This is a genomic window from Ruminococcus flavefaciens (genome assembly GCF_900119075.1).
In the GTDB taxonomy this organism is placed as follows: Bacteria; Bacillota; Clostridia; order Oscillospirales; family Ruminococcaceae; genus Ruminococcus; species Ruminococcus flavefaciens_Q.
Window position 1 is genome coordinate 65,766 of the sequence record NZ_FPIP01000007.1, and the last position, 15,669, is coordinate 81,434.

The following is a 15,669-nucleotide window of genomic DNA, read 5'->3' on the forward strand; positions in this document are numbered from 1 at the left end:
TCGCCCGAAATTGCTGCCAAAACTAACGGGCGCACACTGTGCGCCCCTACAACTAATCACTAAAACCTAATCACTTCTATGTATTTTTCGGGCAAAAAGCGCTATAATCCCAATAATTATCAGCGATACACACATACCCACGGTGACTCCGCCTGTATCTATCATCATATCGCGGAATTCACAGGAGCGTCCCTTGACAAAATTCTGGTGTATCTCGTCTGACATGGCGTAAAGAAAGCCAAAACCTATAACACCAAGGCTTTTTGCCGAAAAAAGCCTGCGTTTGCCTGCCGTTACCGATGCACAGAAGCCCAAAGACGCATAAATGCTGAAATGGGCAAGCTTTCGCACAATAAACGAAGCCTTGCTCCATAATTCCTTCTGAACCTCTGGGGACTGACTGTCATAATCACTGTAGAGTATCTTTACGGCGACTTTTGTGAGAAAACTGCTGGTATCAGAAGACTTTTCCGCGTCCTGAGCCGAAAGACAGAAGATAGTTACCATTATCGCTATGGTAAATATAAGAAAAAGAACCTGTATTTTGCTGAGTTTCGGGAATTTCCTTGCCATTTTTCCTATCCTTTCAAATCTTGCTGTACTATATTATTATACAATTTTTGCGGAGTTTTGTAAAGCAGAAGTTTTTTCGGAAAAAATTTCAAAAAAAACTTGTAAAATCGTAATGGAAATGCTATAATATACTGTGTGTGATTATGCGCACTTCTATATAGATCATATTTCGGAGGCAACAATGAGTAAATTTTTTGCAAATGTCTGGACAAAGCGAGTAGTTGCCCTGCTCAGCGTAGTCTATATGCTGTTTGTATGCAGGCTCTGCTATTTTTCGATATTCTACGATATGCACATCAATGACCGCGTTTCTACCTGCCTTGCAGTTTCGGGTGTTTCCCTTGCGGCACTGATAATCATGCTCTATACAAGGCATCAGATACTGACGCGGATATCCAGCTTCATAATCCTGCCTGCCATGCTTCCCGTGGTACTGCTGTACTTCGGCGAGTGGGGACTGATCATTCCCATAATTGTCGTGGGAATCATCATACTTCTTCTTTCGGGCGCAGGCGAGGGAATTAAAACCGCTCTTGCAACTATCATTCTTCTGCTTTATATATTCGGAGCTCTCGGCTACTTCCTGTTCACATCGTTCTTTGTAGCCGCTGTAAAGGAGCAGGTCGTTGAAACAGGTGTATCACCGTCGGGTACATACCGCTACAGGGTAGTTAATACCGACGATACCTCAAAGGGCAGCACAGCTGTCTATGTTGAGCCTAATTACGCAGACGTAAAGAACCAGTTCGCAGTATTCACCCTCAAGAATCAGGAGCACGTTGTCTATATGGAGCGCCCTGTTCAGAGCAAGGTGGAGATAAAGTGGGAAACTCAGTCAAGACAGGATATAACCGATCATCTCAACTCAATATCCGATGAGATAGAGGTAACTGTTACCGACGCAGAGCTCGAAAGACTGGGCTATACCTACGACAACAAGCTCATGCTCACAAATCTTTCAGCAAGCCGTAAGTTCGCACTGGGACTTACAGCCTCAGACGTTGATCCTGTTCCGCTGGACAACCTCAATCAGGAGCAGCTGGACTTCTTCGGCATAGGCAAAGAACCAAACGGAAGATACTATATCGCTGATCCTTCTCCTCGTGTTGTTGAAAAAAACGGCACTGAGCCGGGACAGAGGATATATTTCAACGAAATAAAGCCAAAGGCGCTCAAGCTTTACAACAGCCTCAACGTTGATCCGCCTACAGGCATAACCTACTTCAATGTTGCAAAGAGCCACACAGTAATGCTGAACAGCCTTACAGACGCTCAGCTTGCCGACCTTGGCGTATCAGCCAGCGGTGACGTAATGCTTCTCTCGGCTTCAAAAATGGTGGTTCCCGAGGAGGACAAGAACAAGGAGGACGCAGAGGCTACCGAGGAGGTAGTAACTGCCGAGGATAAGGTAGTTTTCCGCTATTATGTTGCGGAGCTTGAGGACTATTACAACGTAAATTCGAGACGTCTGTCCGTTGACCTTCTTAACTAAAACAATACAGAGCGCTGTGGGCGGTCATATGAATACTGACAGCTCACGGCGCTTTCATTTAAGTATATGCACAAGTCCGCAAAAGAAGCGCAGTATGTAAAAAAATGAGCAAAAAACGTCTTGCAAAAATTGCTGATTTAAGATATTATAAAAATACAGAATAACAATTCAGGTAAGGTAACCTGCACATATTTAGCCATAAAATATCGGTATGCCATTCGCCCCGCCTTTGGCGGGGCGGCGGAAGATGCGGTATTTATCAGGCTATTAAAATATTCAGAAGGAGTTGTAAATTATGGCATATTTAATAGGTGTGGACTGTGGTACAAGCGGTACTAAGACAGTTCTTTTTGACGAAAAGGGCAGCGTTATAGCTTCAAAGACTATCGAATACCCGATGTATCAGCCAAAGAACGGCTATGCAGAGCAGGAGCCTGCTGACTGGGCAAACGCAATGGTAGAGACTATCAAGGCTGTTATGGCTAAGAGCGGCGTCAAGAAAGAGGACGTAAAGGGTATCGGTATCTCAGGACAGATGCACGGTCTGGTAATGCTTGACAAGGACAATAATGTACTTCGCCGTTCTATCATCTGGTGCGACCAGAGAACAGCTGCCGAGGTAGAGGAAATGAACCGTATCGTAGGCAGAGACAAGCTTGTAGAAATTACAGCAAACCCTGCTCTTACAGGCTGGACAGCTGCTAAGATACTCTGGGTCAAGAACAACGAGCCCGAGGTATACTCAAAGGTAGCTCATATCCTGCTTCCTAAGGATTATCTCAGACTTATCCTCACAGGCGAGTATGCTACAGAGGTTTCAGACGCTTCAGGTATGCAGCTTCTTGACGTTCCTAACCGCAAGTGGTCTGACGAGCTCCTCAGCGCATTCGAGATAGACAAGAGCTGGCTGGGCAAGGTCCATGAGAGCTGCGAGGTGACAGGCACACTTACAAAGAAAATGGCTGAGACACTTGGTCTCTGCGAGGGCACTATCGTAGTAGGCGGCGCAGGCGATAATGCAGCAGCTGCTGTAGGTACAGGCGTTGTCGAGGACGGCAAGGCATTCACAACTATCGGTACATCGGGCGTTGTATTCGCTCATACTTCAAATATATCGATCGACAAGAAGGGCAGAGTTCATACCTGCTGTGCGGCAGTTCCAAATACATGGCACGTTATGGGCGTTACACAGGGCGCAGGTCTCTCACTGAAGTGGTTCAGAGACAACTTCTGCATGACAGAAAAGGAGACTGCAAAGCTCATGGGCGTTGACGAGTACTACCTCATGGACAAGCAGGCTGAGACAGTTCCTGTAGGCGCAAACAGACTTCTTTATCTCCCATATCTCATGGGCGAGAGAACTCCACACCTTGATCCTGACGCAAGAGGCGTATTCTTCGGACTTTCAGCTATCCACACCAGAAAGGATATGCTCCGCGCTGTTATGGAGGGCGTAACTTATTCTCTCCGCGACTGCGTTGAGGTATTCCGCGAGATGAATGTAAACGTAAGCGACATGATGGCTTGCGGCGGCGGCGGTTCTTCACCGCTCTGGAGAAGTATGCTTGCTGACCTTTACAACTGCAACGTTAAGACAGTTGCTTCAAAGGAAGGTCCTGCACTGGGCGTGGCTATCCTCGCAAGCGTTGGCGCAGGCATCTACAGCAGCGTATCAGAGGCTTGCGGAGCTATCATCAAGACCGACAAGGTTCAGGCTCCAAAGGCTGAGAACGTTCCCGAGTATGAGAAGTACTATCAGCTCTACAGAGAGATATATCCTGCACTCAAGGCTCAGTACGCTAAGCTTGCAACACTTTGATAAGGACTTCATATCAAAAAAGGCGGACTTTATGTCCGCCTTTACAGATTGTGAGGGTAAATATGGACAATTCTATGTTGAAAAAATTTGCTGCCAAGCAGCGCCAGCTGCTGCTCACGGATAATGACGAGCCGTCTGCATATTTCGGCTTTATGCGGCTTTGCGCAATGGCTTATGCGGACAAAACTGCTCTGGACGAACTCTGTTCTGCGCCCTCGGAGCGCCCCTGCGCACTTTTCATGGAAAAGTGCAGGCAGCTCGGGGAGAGATACGGCGGTATATTTAGTCTGTATTCCGAGCTGCCCGTTCCGCCGACGCTTTTAGCAGTCGGCGGAACAGCAGGGGCGCTCCGAGGGCTGCCGCAGGAGATATGGGACGAAGCTGATATATTGGGCAGATTCCACCAGTACTTCAACGAGCCATACAGGAGCGAGATCGCAGTGGGCCTGAAGTGCAGCAAGCGGCTGAGTTCGGACAAAATTGCGGCGGCAACGCAGCTTTTTACACCCGAGTGGGTGGTGAAGTACATGGTGCAGAATACCCTCGGCAGATATCTCCGCGAGCACGGCTTTGATATTAATAGGGGAGAGCTTGAATTTTGCAATGTCAAGGCGGAAAAGGGCACAGTAGAGCCGGAGGATATTACATTTATCGATCCCTGTATGGGCAGCGGAAATGTGCTTCTCTGCGCCTTTGATATGTTCATGGAACTCTACCGCAGCCTCGGATATTCGGACGATATTGCGGCTGAAAAAATACTCCGTCATAATCTTTACGGTCTGGAGCTTGATGAACGAGCCTGTGCAGTGGCTGAGACCGCCCTGCGGCTGAAAGCCGCAAAGTACGGCGCTTTTGCAAAGCCGCAGGTCTATGACTTTTCGGGAATAAGCTACATGGCAGGCTCACTTCTGAGCGGCGATGAACTGGACGGCAGTTCAGCTAAAACAGCAAGAATCGCCTATCTTTTAAAGAAAAATTACACCATTATTGTAACGAATCCTCCGTATCTCGGCAAGCCAGCTATGAATGTCGAATTATCGGGATTTGTACAGGACCGCTTCGCAGATTACAGTGCCGACCTGTTTTCTGTGTTCATAGCTCGATGTATGGACATGATAGAAGAAAACGGATATCTTGGCTTCCTTACGCCGACTACGTGGCTTTTCCTGCAATCCTATGAAAAGCTCCGCCGACGTATATATAGGGAGTGTTCGCTGCAAACAATGATACATTTTGAGTACTCCGCCTTTGATGACGCCACAGTTCCGCTGTGCTCCTTTACAATGCAGCAGGGATACAGCAGCGAGAATGGTATCTACTTGAGGCTTACCGATTTTAAGGGAGGTATGGACTGCCAGCTTCAAAAAGTTAAGGAGGCTTTGAACGTTGAAAAGTGCTCCTACCGCTTTGAAGCCTCAGCCGAGGATTTTCTTCATATCCCGTCCGCACCTGTTGCATACTGGCTGGGAAAGGCTATGTTTAGAGCTTTTGATAATGTTACCCTTGGTGAGCTTGTGCCTGTACGTGAGGGCATAATCACGGGAGATAATGACCGATTCTTGCGGCGATGGTTTGAAGTATCTGCTGAGAAAACTGCATTTACGGGCAACCAGAATAAGAAATGGTATATGCTGAATAAGGGCGGTGACTACCGAAAATGGTACGGAAACCGCGAGTTCGTCATCAACTGGGAAAACGACGGTGAGGAGATAAAGAGCTTCCGTGATGAAAACGGAAAGCTCCGCTCACGTCCGCAGGGACTTGCCTATAATTTTCACCCGTCTGTAAGCTGGTCGCAGATAACCAGCGGAGCTCTTTCTGTGCGATATTTCAACGAAAACTTCATGTTCAACGTGGCAGGCACAAGCGCTTTTCCGCATGATGAGCGGCAGCTTATTCTGCTTCTCGGACTGCTGAACAGCAAGGCGGCAGCGGAATTTGCGCGAGTTCTCAACCCGACCATGAACATGAACCCCGGAGACCTTGCACGGCTGCCAATACCCGAATTTCCGCAGGATACCGCTGAATATGAGAAACTGATAAAAGAGAATATCCATATCTGCCGCGAGGACTGGGACAGCTTCGAGACCTCCTATGATTTTCGGCGTCACCCTCTGATATAGGGCTTGACAGACAGTCTGAATTATGCTATAATCAGACTTATTATTTACATTGGAGGAATTGATATGAATGCACTTGTCATTAATTGCTGTCCCGTAAAAAACGGTGCGACTGCCGAGATAGTACGTATCGTTTCGGAGCGTCTTTCTGCGAAGTCCATATGTATTGACGACTATGATTTCGGATTCTGCAAAGGCTGTCGAAGCTGTCATGCTACTGCCCGATGTGTTCAAAGCGACGATATTGACCGAATTATGGCGGAGTTCGAGACTGCTGACGTTATCGTCTGTGTTTCACCCTCATATTGGGCGGATATCCCCGGGCAGTTCAAAGCTTTTATCGACAGGTGCACTCCGTGGTGCAATACTCATGAGCCTCATGCAAGTCTGAGCGGCAGCAAAAAGGGCTACGCAATAGCTTTGCGCACAGGTCCAAGCATTGGGGAATGTCAGCGTATTATCGGGACTATCGAGCATTTCTACGGTCATCTTGAGATAGAATGCTGCGGCAGTCTCGGTCTGTGTTCGATTGAATATAAAGAAGCCCTCGAGCCACATATTTCGGAGCTTGAGGACTTCTGTGACAAAATAAAAAGCCCGAGGAACTGAATCCTCGGGCAATTTTTTATCTTGGGGGAAGAAATGTATTCAGGGTATTTATAAATTCACGAACATTTTTCTCGTTTCTTGACTTCGCAGTAATTTCTGTGCCAAGATTTGAAACGCTTGCAATATTGATACCCGTCTTGCCGTCAGGGAGAACTCCCAGTGCTACGTGTAACTTTTCGCCCCATGTAGTCAGCGACATACCTGTGCTGAATACTACCTTGTAGGCATTTCTGTCTGCGGCTTTGACTTTCAGCTTGCGCTGAGCGCCTGTACGCATAACAGCGTCGAGACAAGCGTTTATGTCATAGTTGTAAACGTAATTCTGCTCAAATTTACCCCATGCCATAGTGATTTCCCCTTGTAATTAAGCCTTGTTTACGCTTCCGAAGAGCTCCATCTTCTCCTTGACCTTAGCCTTGATAGCCTCAAATCCCGGTGCGAGAAGCTTTCTTGGGTCGAAGCCCTTGCCCTGCTTGTCCTTACCAGCCTCAACGTAGCCTCTTGTAGCCTCAGCAAATACGAGCTGGCACTCAGTATTTACGTTGATCTTAGCAACGCCGAGAGAGATAGCCTTTGTGATCATGTCGTCAGGGATACCTGTACCGCCGTGGAGAACGAGAGGCATTTCGCCAACAGTCTTGTTGATAGCCTCGAGAGTCTCAAAGCTGAGGCCTTCCCAGTTTGCAGGATATACACCGTGGATATTACCGATACCAGCAGCAAGGAAGTCAACGCCGAGATCAGCGATCTGCTTGCACTCAGCAGGATCAGCGCACTCGCCCTTACCGATAACGCCGTCCTCTTCACCGCCGATAGCGCCTACCTCAGCCTCGATAGAAAGACCGAGATTGTGAGCAGCGTTTACGAGCTCAGTTGTCTTAGCAACGTTCTCGTCGATCGGGAAGTGTGAACCGTCGAACATGATAGATGTGAAACCGGCCTTGATGCACTTGTAGCAAGCCTCATATGAGCCGTGGTCGAGGTGAAGTGCAACAGGAACTGTGATACCGAGAGACTTGTCCATAGCAGCAACCATAGCTGCAACAGTCTCGAAACCGCACATATACTTGCCTGCGCCCTCAGAAACACCGAGGATAACAGGAGAATTGCACTCCTGAGCTGTAAGGAGTATAGCCTTAGTCCACTCAAGGTTGTTGATATTGAACTGACCTACTGCGTATTTGCCTGCTCTTGCTTTCTGGAGCATTTCTGTAGCTGAAGTTAACATAAAAATAATTCCTCCTGAGAATTCATTTACGGGGCATAAGACCCCATCGTTAATATTATATCATAGCTTGCTGTGAATTGCAAGAGTTTCAATAAAATTTAGCAATAAAAGCCTATTCAGCAAGTTTTTAGTGGTCAGTACATAGTGATTAGTTATCTAAGCCTTGTAGGGGACGGTGTCCTCGACGTCCCACGGGTTACAATGAAATGATAAGTGACACATTTGTAGGGGAGGGCGCCCTCGCCCTCCCGTCGCCGCACAAAACAACTTAAAATGACCATATTATGTAGGGGCGCACAGTGTGCGCCCGTTAGTTTTTTATTAATTGTCATTTGAGTCCTCTTTGATATCATCTTCTTCGATATCATCTTCGGCAAGGTCTGGAAATCTTTTTTCCATGATAGTTGTTAACGTATACATATTTGAACGTATCAGATCAACATTATCACACAGGTCTCCGAAAGCATAGAGAAATAAGCTTATAATAAAACTTGATATAAACAAAAATGGTACAATAAACAGGGACCTGATATCATCAATGATCCAATATACTGATAATATGATACTTCCAATAATATTAATATAAAATACTATTTCGGAAAATTTCTTGATTTTTTTACCTGAATTTTTGAACATAAAATATCAACTCCATTATTATATATTATTCTATGGCTGTTGTCAACATGGTTTTGAACATTATTGATAACTATTGTTGAAATGTGATAAAAACGTTTCTTTTATACAAAAAGGCGGATAGTATCCGCCTCTACAAATCGTATTTTGCGGAACGCCGAGGGCGGCGTTCCCTACAAAGCAGAAACGAGCGCTTTGAAAGCGTCGCCGCGCTCCTCGAAGTTCTTGAAGATACCGTAGCTTGCCGCCGCAGGGGACATTACGCAGCTCATGCCCTCGGGAGTTATCTCCGCAGCCAGCTTTACAGCTTCATCAAGGTGCTCTGCGTAGTGAACGCGCTCCTTGTTTTTGAAGCCGTCACGGGCGAGTATCATATCATAAACGCGCCTGCCCGAGGTTTCCATGCAAATCACGCGGATATCGAAGTCCGCAAGGAAGTCAACAAGGGGAGCGTAGTCGATACCTCTGTCCATGCCGCCGATAAGGATAGTACCTGCACTGGGAACGCTCTGCATAGCTGAAATTGCCGTAGCACAGGCAGTTGAGATAGAATCGTCATACCAGCGTATACCGCGGACAGTGTCCACGTATTCAAGTCTGTGAGCCAGTGGAGAGAACGTGCAGAGAGCCTTTGTGAAGTCCTCCTCGCGTATGAACAGTGTGGTCATATAGTAAGCAACAGCGATGTTGTAATGATTGTGAACGCCGAGGAGCTTTACCTTATCGGTGGGAATAACGTAGGGTTCAACGCAGTGTACCATGCCGTTTTTAACGTAAACATCGGCGTCGCGGTCCGTATCGGAAACAGTGTAGGTGTTCCATGAAATAGGCTCAGTCGGTGCAATATCGGAATTTATTAGCAGAACATCGTTCTCCTGCTGGTGGAGATAGATGTTCTTTTTTGCGTTGTAGTAGTTCTCCATAGTGCCGTAGTGGTCGAGGTGCTCCTCGTAGAGGTTGAGGAAAACAGCATATTTCGGCGAAACTGTCATATATTCCAGCTGGTGGCAGGAGAGCTCGCAGACCACGATAGTTTCCTCTCTCATATCCTCGGCGATGTCGAAAACGGGGATACCAATATTTCCTGCGATATGGCAGTCCAGACCGCTCTCCTTCAGCACATGGTAAATGAGAGAGGTGACTGTGCTTTTGCCCTTGGTGCCTGTTATGCCGATTATCTGCTCGCGGAAGCACTCAAAGAACACCTGAGTTTCGCAGGTTATCTGGCATTTCAGCTGAGAAACAGGCTTTTCCAGTACGATACCGGGGCTTTTGAACACCATATCGAAGCGGTCAAGGCAGTCCTGATAACCCTGTCCGCAGATAAGCTCCACACTATCGGGGATATTGCTGGCTTCGCGGTCGATATCATTAAGGTCGGCAATAGCTACAGACTTTGGCGAGCAGTACTTCTCCAGCATTTTATATGTGGACTTGCCCTCTCTTCCGAAGCCGAGTATGCATACGGTCTTGTTTTCAGTATAGTTCTTGATATATTCGCCGAATGATGTCATAAAAGGTTCTCCATTTCTTTTCTGAGTATGGTCTTGAACTCGTCGGGGAGCAGATTCTGCTCGTTGAACGAGCCGCAGCACTCCTTATTGAGGTAATCTATTGTCTCGGGGCAGTAAAGTCCGCGGTCCTTGTATTCCCTGAACAGTAAAGGCAGCGCCTCGCCGTTTGCCTCAAGCTTTCTTATAGCAAGGGATACAGCCAGATTAACCTCGTCAATGCTGCCTACGCACTCAAATGGCTTGTGCTCGGACTGTCCTATGAGCTCGATGAAGTATTCCAGCATATTGCTGTCATTCAGCATATCCTTTCCGAAAACCTTTATCAGCTCCTCCATAGTGAGAAATGGGGAGAGTATCAGGCAAACGAACAGGCACTTAGGACACTCGCCGCACCAGATATCGGGAGACACCTTGCTGCCCAGATTGCAGCTCCTGAAAACAGGTAGATACTTGCGGTGTGATACGAACATCTTAGCTATCTGGAACTCCGCAAGAGGACGCAGGAAACTGAAATAGTACTGTCCCGTGCGGAGGTACTTTTCCTCGTAGTTATGGAAATCCTGCTCGAATTCAAAGCTCTTGGAATACTGGTGATTAACGTCCTGACCTACGACAGTACTTTCGTTGGCACTGGACTCATTGGAGAGAACGATATATTTCAGCTCATTGAGATAAGCAGTTATCTCGGCTGAGAATGCAACTATAGCCGAAAACGGCGTATGACCGTTGATGAAACCCTGACTGTTGAGGTCTACCAGTGAGCGGTCAAAGTGGCGCTGAGATATGATTAGCGCTTCGTCATCGAGACCTGCTTTTCTGACGGTCTCTGTGATAGAGCGGCGCTTGTTTATTGAGTAGCAAAGGCATTTCATGCCCGACTTGACCAGAGTCTCCAGCGTAAGAGCGGAGTCCTTTCCGCCGCCGATAGGAACAAGGCAGCCCTTGGGTTCGCGGACTGTTTCCGTGAGGGAGCTGTTATATTTCCCCGTAGCTATGATATTCACAAAGCTGTCTATATCAGCGGATATGCCGTTTACGAAGAAAAGCTCGCCCAGTCCCATGAACCACAGCTTCTTCCACCAGAGCTTCTGCTCGTCGTTAAGCTCGCCGCATTCTGCGTAAAACTCGGGTGAGCAGGTGGCTTTCCAGTAGCTTACAGCCTCAGCCATACCCAGTGAAAAGGCAAGTCTCTCAAAGGTGAGGTCGCCTTTTACCGAGAAGTTCTCGGGCTTGCGGAAGCTCCAGCTCGGTCTGAATTCAGCCAGACCTGTAATAGAAAACTCATAGCCTATCTCAACGGTGTTTTTAGTCTCGTTTATATGATATGCCTTATATACAAAAGAGGGATACTTCTCTCTGAATTCTTCATATTTACTCATTATTTCTCTCCGTAGCTGACTGTTTATTTTTTGTCTGATTTTTCAAGGAGCTTTCTGTAATGTGATTTGAGCATAGCGAATGTTTCGTCGGAAATGTCGTGCTCTACCTTGCAGGCGTCCTCAGAAGCGATATCGCGGCTGACACCGAGAAGTATGAAAAGCTCCGTAAGAACATTATGCCTGTCGTAGATACGCTCCGCAACGTGTCTGCCGGCGTCTGTAAGTCTGATATGATTGTCGTCATCAACAGTAACAAGTCCCTCGTCCTTCATCTTTTTAAGTATGATAGATACAGTAGGGCGTGAATAGCCCAGATATGAGCAGATATCTATCGCATGAACGTCGGGCTGCTTCTGTGAGAGGATAAGTATAGTCTCGAGGTAATTTTCAACTGCTTCTGTGATAGCCATTTTAAGTCTCCTTTACAAAAAAATTAGGATCGTCGAAAAAAAGATATATACTATATTATATCATATTTTTTAGAAAATAGCAACAATCGCGGCTAAAAACTATGGTTAATTTTTTCTTTAACGCGAAAAAGGCTGCGGCGGCTCGCCGCTTATATCATATTTTTTAGAAAATAGCAACAATCGCGGCTGAAAACTAAGGTTAATTTTTCTTTAACGAAAAAAACACTTCCGCAGTTACTGGGAAGTGTTGTCAGAGAATATCATTTGAAAACCGTCATAGGATCGACGAAAGCTCCGTTATGTGTTATCTCTATATGAAGATGAGGAGCTTCTGCGCTTTCGATATCCGCAGTTTCGCCTACAGCACCGATAACAGCGCCCCGTTCCACGGGATCGCCCTGCTGTACGGCAAGATCAGCTCCGAGACCGCAGTATCTGGTGACAAAGCCGTTTTTGTGGTCGATGACCACGGACACTCCCCACAGCGGATCGTTGGATACAGAGGATATCTCGCCCTTTTCAACGGCGATGACGTCGCTGCCTACCTCAGCCGCTATATCAGCGCCGTTGTGAGTCTGCCATGTGCCTGTTGTAGCGTTTTTTACCAGTTCACCGCTGCTGAACGGCTCGATAACATTGGATATATCATTCAGCGGAGCGCAGGCGTTGTTCATACCCTTTGCTTCTGCCGCAGCTTTTCCGCGCTCAATGAAGCTTTCCACAGCCTCAGCCTTTGCGTCAACGGTTATTTCTGCGGCAGGGATATTCTCCTTAACTGGCGGAGCAGTTACAATTGCCGAGGTTATGCTGTAGGCAGGAACAGTCGCCTTTGGTATGTCGGTGACGCGCTTTCCCACGGGAGTTTCCGCCACTATGGGAGTTTTGTTTGCAGAGGGCTTGATATCGGGTATCGCGTCGCCCTGCTTATGAGCGAAAAGGCAGGCGGCAGCCACCATGACGGCGCTTATGCCGAGGGCAGCATAGAAGCCCTTAGAGCCTTTTCTGTAATGTTTGTCGGTCAGTTCGTTTTTCTTCACACTAACACCTCCGACCATATTATTGACAGTCATACGGAAAATATACATTTTCTTCAGTGATTAGTTTTTAGTGTAGGGGCGGCGTTCCGCCGCCCGAGAGCTTTGCAGTTCGATTTGTAGGGGGCGATGCCTACATCGCCCCGTGGTTTATAAATGGGCTGATGTAGGCATCAGCCCCTACACATAAAAAAGCCGATGTGATAACTATAGTACCTATATGGAAGTTTTACGCTTATTATTGAGAGAACCCCTTTTGAAAAAGGGACCCTCTGACGGAGGACGTCCCCTCTGTCACTGCGTGACATCTCCCCGCACTGCGGGGAGTCACTCTCAAACTCTCTCCCTAAAACTTTCGTTTTGTTTTTTCACAGATAGGGCGCTTCATAAATTAAAAAATCCTGCAAAATGCAGGTGCGCCCTATCTGTGAAAAAACCAGATAAAAGTCTTTGGAAAGGGGTATGGGGGAAACCTTTCCTCAGAAAGGTTTCCCCCATAAATAAGCATAAGCTTCTATATGAGTATTAAAGTTTATCACATCGGCTTTTTGTCAGTTTGTAACAGGCTCCTGATGTCCCTCTGTAGCATATGCATTGGGATCAAAGGGCGGAGTTGCAGGCTCTGTGGGTATGGTTACGGGAGCTGTCCACGGTTCTGTCGGAGGAGTCCACGGCTGCTCATATGGAGCCTCGGTCTGGGGCTCGGTATATGCCGCAGTAACGTCCTCTGCCATGGTTACGGTAGTAACTGTAGTAGTGGTCGTAGTGGTAGTTGTTGTAGAGGTTGTGGTAAGCACTGGACGCCATTCCTCGGGGAGCTTCTGCTTTGTGGGCTTTACGCCGTTCAGTCCGTAGCACTCCTGATAAGCGAGGATAAGGTCTCTTATCATATATTTTGCGTACTCACCGCTTTCGATAACGCCTGCAAATGCGATCTCGGGGTTATTGGCGGGAGCAAATCCTATAAAGAATGAGTTCTGCTCGTTGAGGTTTCGTCCTGTCTGAGGAGTACCTGTTTTGATAGCCACATCGAAGCCTAAATCGCTGAGAGAATATCTCGCAGGCATACTGTGTGAAGCGTCTATCATACCGCCTACGATATAATCGTAAAGGTCGGGAGTCTTTATCTCTATCTTGTTTGCGATAACGGGTTCGGTCTTTTTGATAAGATTTCCCGAGCCGTAGCTGTAATAGCTGTCAACGAGGTATGGCTGGTATCTCACGCCGCGGTTGCCGATAGTATTGGCAACTACAGCCATTTGCAGAGGAGTCATACCGCAGTCCTGGTTACCGATACCTGCCTGTATAACGTATCCGACGTACCATTCCTGACCGTGCTCCTTGAAGGTCTCGGGGTTACAGAGATAGCCCTCTGCGTCGCCTGTTTCTATGCCTGTATGAGAGCCCAGACCGTACATCTTGGCGTATTCGGTTATCTTGTCGATCCCCAACATACGGGAAAGCTCGTAGAAGTAGGAGTTACATGATACCTCGATAGCGCGTCTTACGGTGATATTGCCGTGAAGTCCCGTACAGGAGTAATGTGTGCCGTAAAAGTCATAGCCCATGTTGCAGACCAGCGGAGTACCGCCTGTTACAACACCCTCGTTTAGACCTGCCGTAGCGGTAATGGTCTTGAATGTTGAGCCCGGTCTGTAAAGGCCGTAGCTGCAACGGTTCACAAGGGGAGTATCCTTTGCTTCGAGGAAGTACTCATAGTTTTCAACGTAGTCCTTGAGGTTGTATGTGGGAGCTGTAGCCATGCCCTTTACAGCGCCTGTCTTTGCGTCAAGAACGCAAATAGCGCCGCAGTTTCCTTTCAGCACGCTTGGATTCGGATTTATTGCAGGGAAAGTGTTGTTAAGAAAGTTATCCAGTATATTCTGGAGCTTTATCTGATAAGCTCCGTTTACTGTGAGCTTTACAGTTTCGCCCGATGTAGCCTCGGTAATAGTTTTGACGTCGCGGACAACGCCGTCCTTGACGGCTATCTGCTCCTCGCCGTTTATGCCGCGGAGGGGAGTCTCCATAGCAGCTTCGATACCGCTCTTTCCGAGGATATCGTTGTAGCTGTAGCCCTTGGATTTCAGCTCGTCGTACTCCTCGGCGTAGATAGGACCTACCGTGCCTATCTCATGGGGGAGTATATCGCCGCGGACTATCTTTCTTTCGGAGGCGTCAACAGCCTCGATACCGCGGTAGAAGTTGCCCAGCTCTTTCATGTCGATGACGGTCTGCTCGTCAACGCCCTCTGCAAGGAGCAGGTCGTTGCTGTACGAGAAGTCCTTGTCTATCATCTGATAGCGCATACCTGCGATGATACGCTTTTCCTCGTCGGTGTACTTCTCATCTATCTCATAGTCGGAGATAAGTTTGTCTATGCAGTTTTCAGCAGTAGCGTACACGTTGAGGTTAAGGTCGGAAATGAGCTCCTCGGTGTCGTTTGACATGAATATATATGGCTTTGTAAAGGATACGGGTATGCTTTCCTTGAACTTGTAGCCGTGCTTTTCAAGCTCTCTGTAGATACCGAGAAGAGCCTTGTTGCCCTCCTGCAGGTCAGTAGGGAAGAACGCCATTTGCAGCACAAGGTCTGTACGTGCGTCGTTGGTGACTATGACATTTCCGTCGTAGTCGATTATCTCTCCGCGGGTAGCCTTGATACCCTTTTTGTATGTGAGAGTACCAGGCTCATAGAGCTGGGGAGTGCCTATATCCTTATCGCCGACTACCTGTATCTTCATAAGTCTCAGCGAGCTCAGCAGAGCAAGGAGCACTACCAGCAGTATGATTATGATAGATTTCAGGTTTTCTGCAAATCCTTTCAAAAAGTCTGCCTCCTTTACGGTCTCCCGTAT

General features: G+C 47.5%; 12 protein-coding genes. 4 read left to right on the top strand and 8 right to left on the bottom strand.

What is annotated here, in order from left to right; translation table 11 throughout:
• Positions 1 to 66: 66 nt before the first annotated feature.
• Positions 67 to 573, bottom strand: a complete 507-nt coding sequence (locus tag BT105_RS10600; RefSeq protein WP_072300723.1) for a VanZ family protein — start codon at positions 571 to 573, stop codon at positions 67 to 69.
• 181 nt (positions 574 to 754) lie between these two features.
• Here BT105_RS10600 and BT105_RS10605 point away from each other — a divergent pair, with 181 nt between their 5' ends.
• From BT105_RS10605 to BT105_RS10620, 4 genes are all read left to right on the top strand, one after another.
• Positions 755 to 2,065: a hypothetical protein gene (locus BT105_RS10605; protein WP_072300724.1), complete on the top strand. Its 1,311-nt coding sequence runs from the start codon at positions 755 to 757 to the stop codon at positions 2,063 to 2,065.
• 295 nt (positions 2,066 to 2,360) lie between these two features.
• Complete coding sequence (gene xylB / locus BT105_RS10610) at positions 2,361 to 3,884, top strand: xylulokinase (protein ID WP_028515833.1); 1,524 nt, start codon at positions 2,361 to 2,363, stop codon at positions 3,882 to 3,884.
• A gap of 62 nt (positions 3,885 to 3,946) precedes the next feature.
• The gene (locus BT105_RS10615) at positions 3,947 to 6,007 is read left to right on the top strand and encodes an Eco57I restriction-modification methylase domain-containing protein (RefSeq protein ID WP_072300725.1); all 2,061 of its coding nucleotides are present in this window, start codon (positions 3,947 to 3,949) and stop codon (positions 6,005 to 6,007) included.
• Between the two features lie 63 nt (positions 6,008 to 6,070).
• Entirely contained in the window at positions 6,071 to 6,613 is a 543-nt protein-coding gene (locus tag BT105_RS10620) for a flavodoxin family protein (RefSeq protein WP_072300726.1), read from the top strand.
• Positions 6,614 to 6,629: 16 nt separating this feature from the next.
• Here the strand turns inward: BT105_RS10620 and BT105_RS10625 are convergent, their stop codons facing one another.
• The 7 genes from BT105_RS10625 to BT105_RS10660 all read right to left on the bottom strand — a co-directional run bounded on the left by BT105_RS10625 (position 6,630) and on the right by BT105_RS10660 (position 15,639).
• Positions 6,630 to 6,959, bottom strand: a complete 330-nt coding sequence (locus tag BT105_RS10625; protein WP_072300727.1) for a hypothetical protein — start codon at positions 6,957 to 6,959, stop codon at positions 6,630 to 6,632.
• An 18-nt stretch (positions 6,960 to 6,977) separates the two neighbouring features.
• A complete protein-coding gene (gene fba, locus BT105_RS10630; protein WP_028515837.1) occupies positions 6,978 to 7,841 on the bottom strand; it encodes a class II fructose-1,6-bisphosphate aldolase in 864 nt (287 codons plus the stop codon).
• A gap of 806 nt (positions 7,842 to 8,647) precedes the next feature.
• Entirely contained in the window at positions 8,648 to 9,988 is a 1,341-nt protein-coding gene (gene murD, locus BT105_RS10640; RefSeq protein ID WP_072300729.1) for a UDP-N-acetylmuramoyl-L-alanine--D-glutamate ligase, read from the bottom strand.
• The gene (locus BT105_RS10645; RefSeq protein WP_072300730.1) at positions 9,985 to 11,367 is read right to left on the bottom strand and encodes a MurL-like N-terminal domain-containing; all 1,383 of its coding nucleotides are present in this window, start codon (positions 11,365 to 11,367) and stop codon (positions 9,985 to 9,987) included. Before BT105_RS10645 ends, murD begins: the two co-directional genes overlap by 4 nt.
• Positions 11,368 to 11,390: 23 nt before the next feature.
• Positions 11,391 to 11,777 (bottom strand): metal-dependent transcriptional regulator, encoded by a 387-nt coding sequence (locus BT105_RS10650; RefSeq protein WP_072300731.1) that lies wholly within the window; start codon positions 11,775 to 11,777, stop codon positions 11,391 to 11,393.
• Between the two features lie 260 nt (positions 11,778 to 12,037).
• Positions 12,038 to 12,814: a M23 family metallopeptidase gene (locus BT105_RS10655; RefSeq protein WP_072300732.1), complete on the bottom strand. Its 777-nt coding sequence runs from the start codon at positions 12,812 to 12,814 to the stop codon at positions 12,038 to 12,040.
• Between the two features lie 548 nt (positions 12,815 to 13,362).
• On the bottom strand, positions 13,363 to 15,639 hold the full coding sequence (locus tag BT105_RS10660) for a penicillin-binding transpeptidase domain-containing protein (RefSeq protein ID WP_072300733.1): 2,277 nt from the start codon (positions 15,637 to 15,639) through the stop codon (positions 13,363 to 13,365).
• Positions 15,640 to 15,669 lie beyond the last annotated feature (30 nt).

Excerpts from the sequence above, each read along its gene's own strand:
- BT105_RS10600 (WP_072300723.1), bottom strand. The coding sequence starts at position 573 with ATGGCAAGGAAATTCCCGAAACTCAGCAAAATACAGGTTCTTTTTCTT.
- BT105_RS10605 (WP_072300724.1), top strand. The coding sequence starts at position 755 with ATGAGTAAATTTTTTGCAAATGTCTGGACAAAGCGAGTAGTTGCCCTG.
- xylB (WP_028515833.1), top strand. The coding sequence starts at position 2,361 with ATGGCATATTTAATAGGTGTGGACTGTGGTACAAGCGGTACTAAGACA.
- BT105_RS10615 (WP_072300725.1), top strand. The coding sequence starts at position 3,947 with ATGGACAATTCTATGTTGAAAAAATTTGCTGCCAAGCAGCGCCAGCTG.
- BT105_RS10620 (WP_072300726.1), top strand. The coding sequence starts at position 6,071 with ATGAATGCACTTGTCATTAATTGCTGTCCCGTAAAAAACGGTGCGACT.
- BT105_RS10625 (WP_072300727.1), bottom strand. The coding sequence starts at position 6,959 with ATGGCATGGGGTAAATTTGAGCAGAATTACGTTTACAACTATGACATA.
- fba (WP_028515837.1), bottom strand. The coding sequence starts at position 7,841 with ATGTTAACTTCAGCTACAGAAATGCTCCAGAAAGCAAGAGCAGGCAAA.
- murD (WP_072300729.1), bottom strand. The coding sequence starts at position 9,988 with ATGACATCATTCGGCGAATATATCAAGAACTATACTGAAAACAAGACC.
- BT105_RS10645 (WP_072300730.1), bottom strand. The coding sequence starts at position 11,367 with ATGAGTAAATATGAAGAATTCAGAGAGAAGTATCCCTCTTTTGTATAT.
- BT105_RS10650 (WP_072300731.1), bottom strand. The coding sequence starts at position 11,777 with ATGGCTATCACAGAAGCAGTTGAAAATTACCTCGAGACTATACTTATC.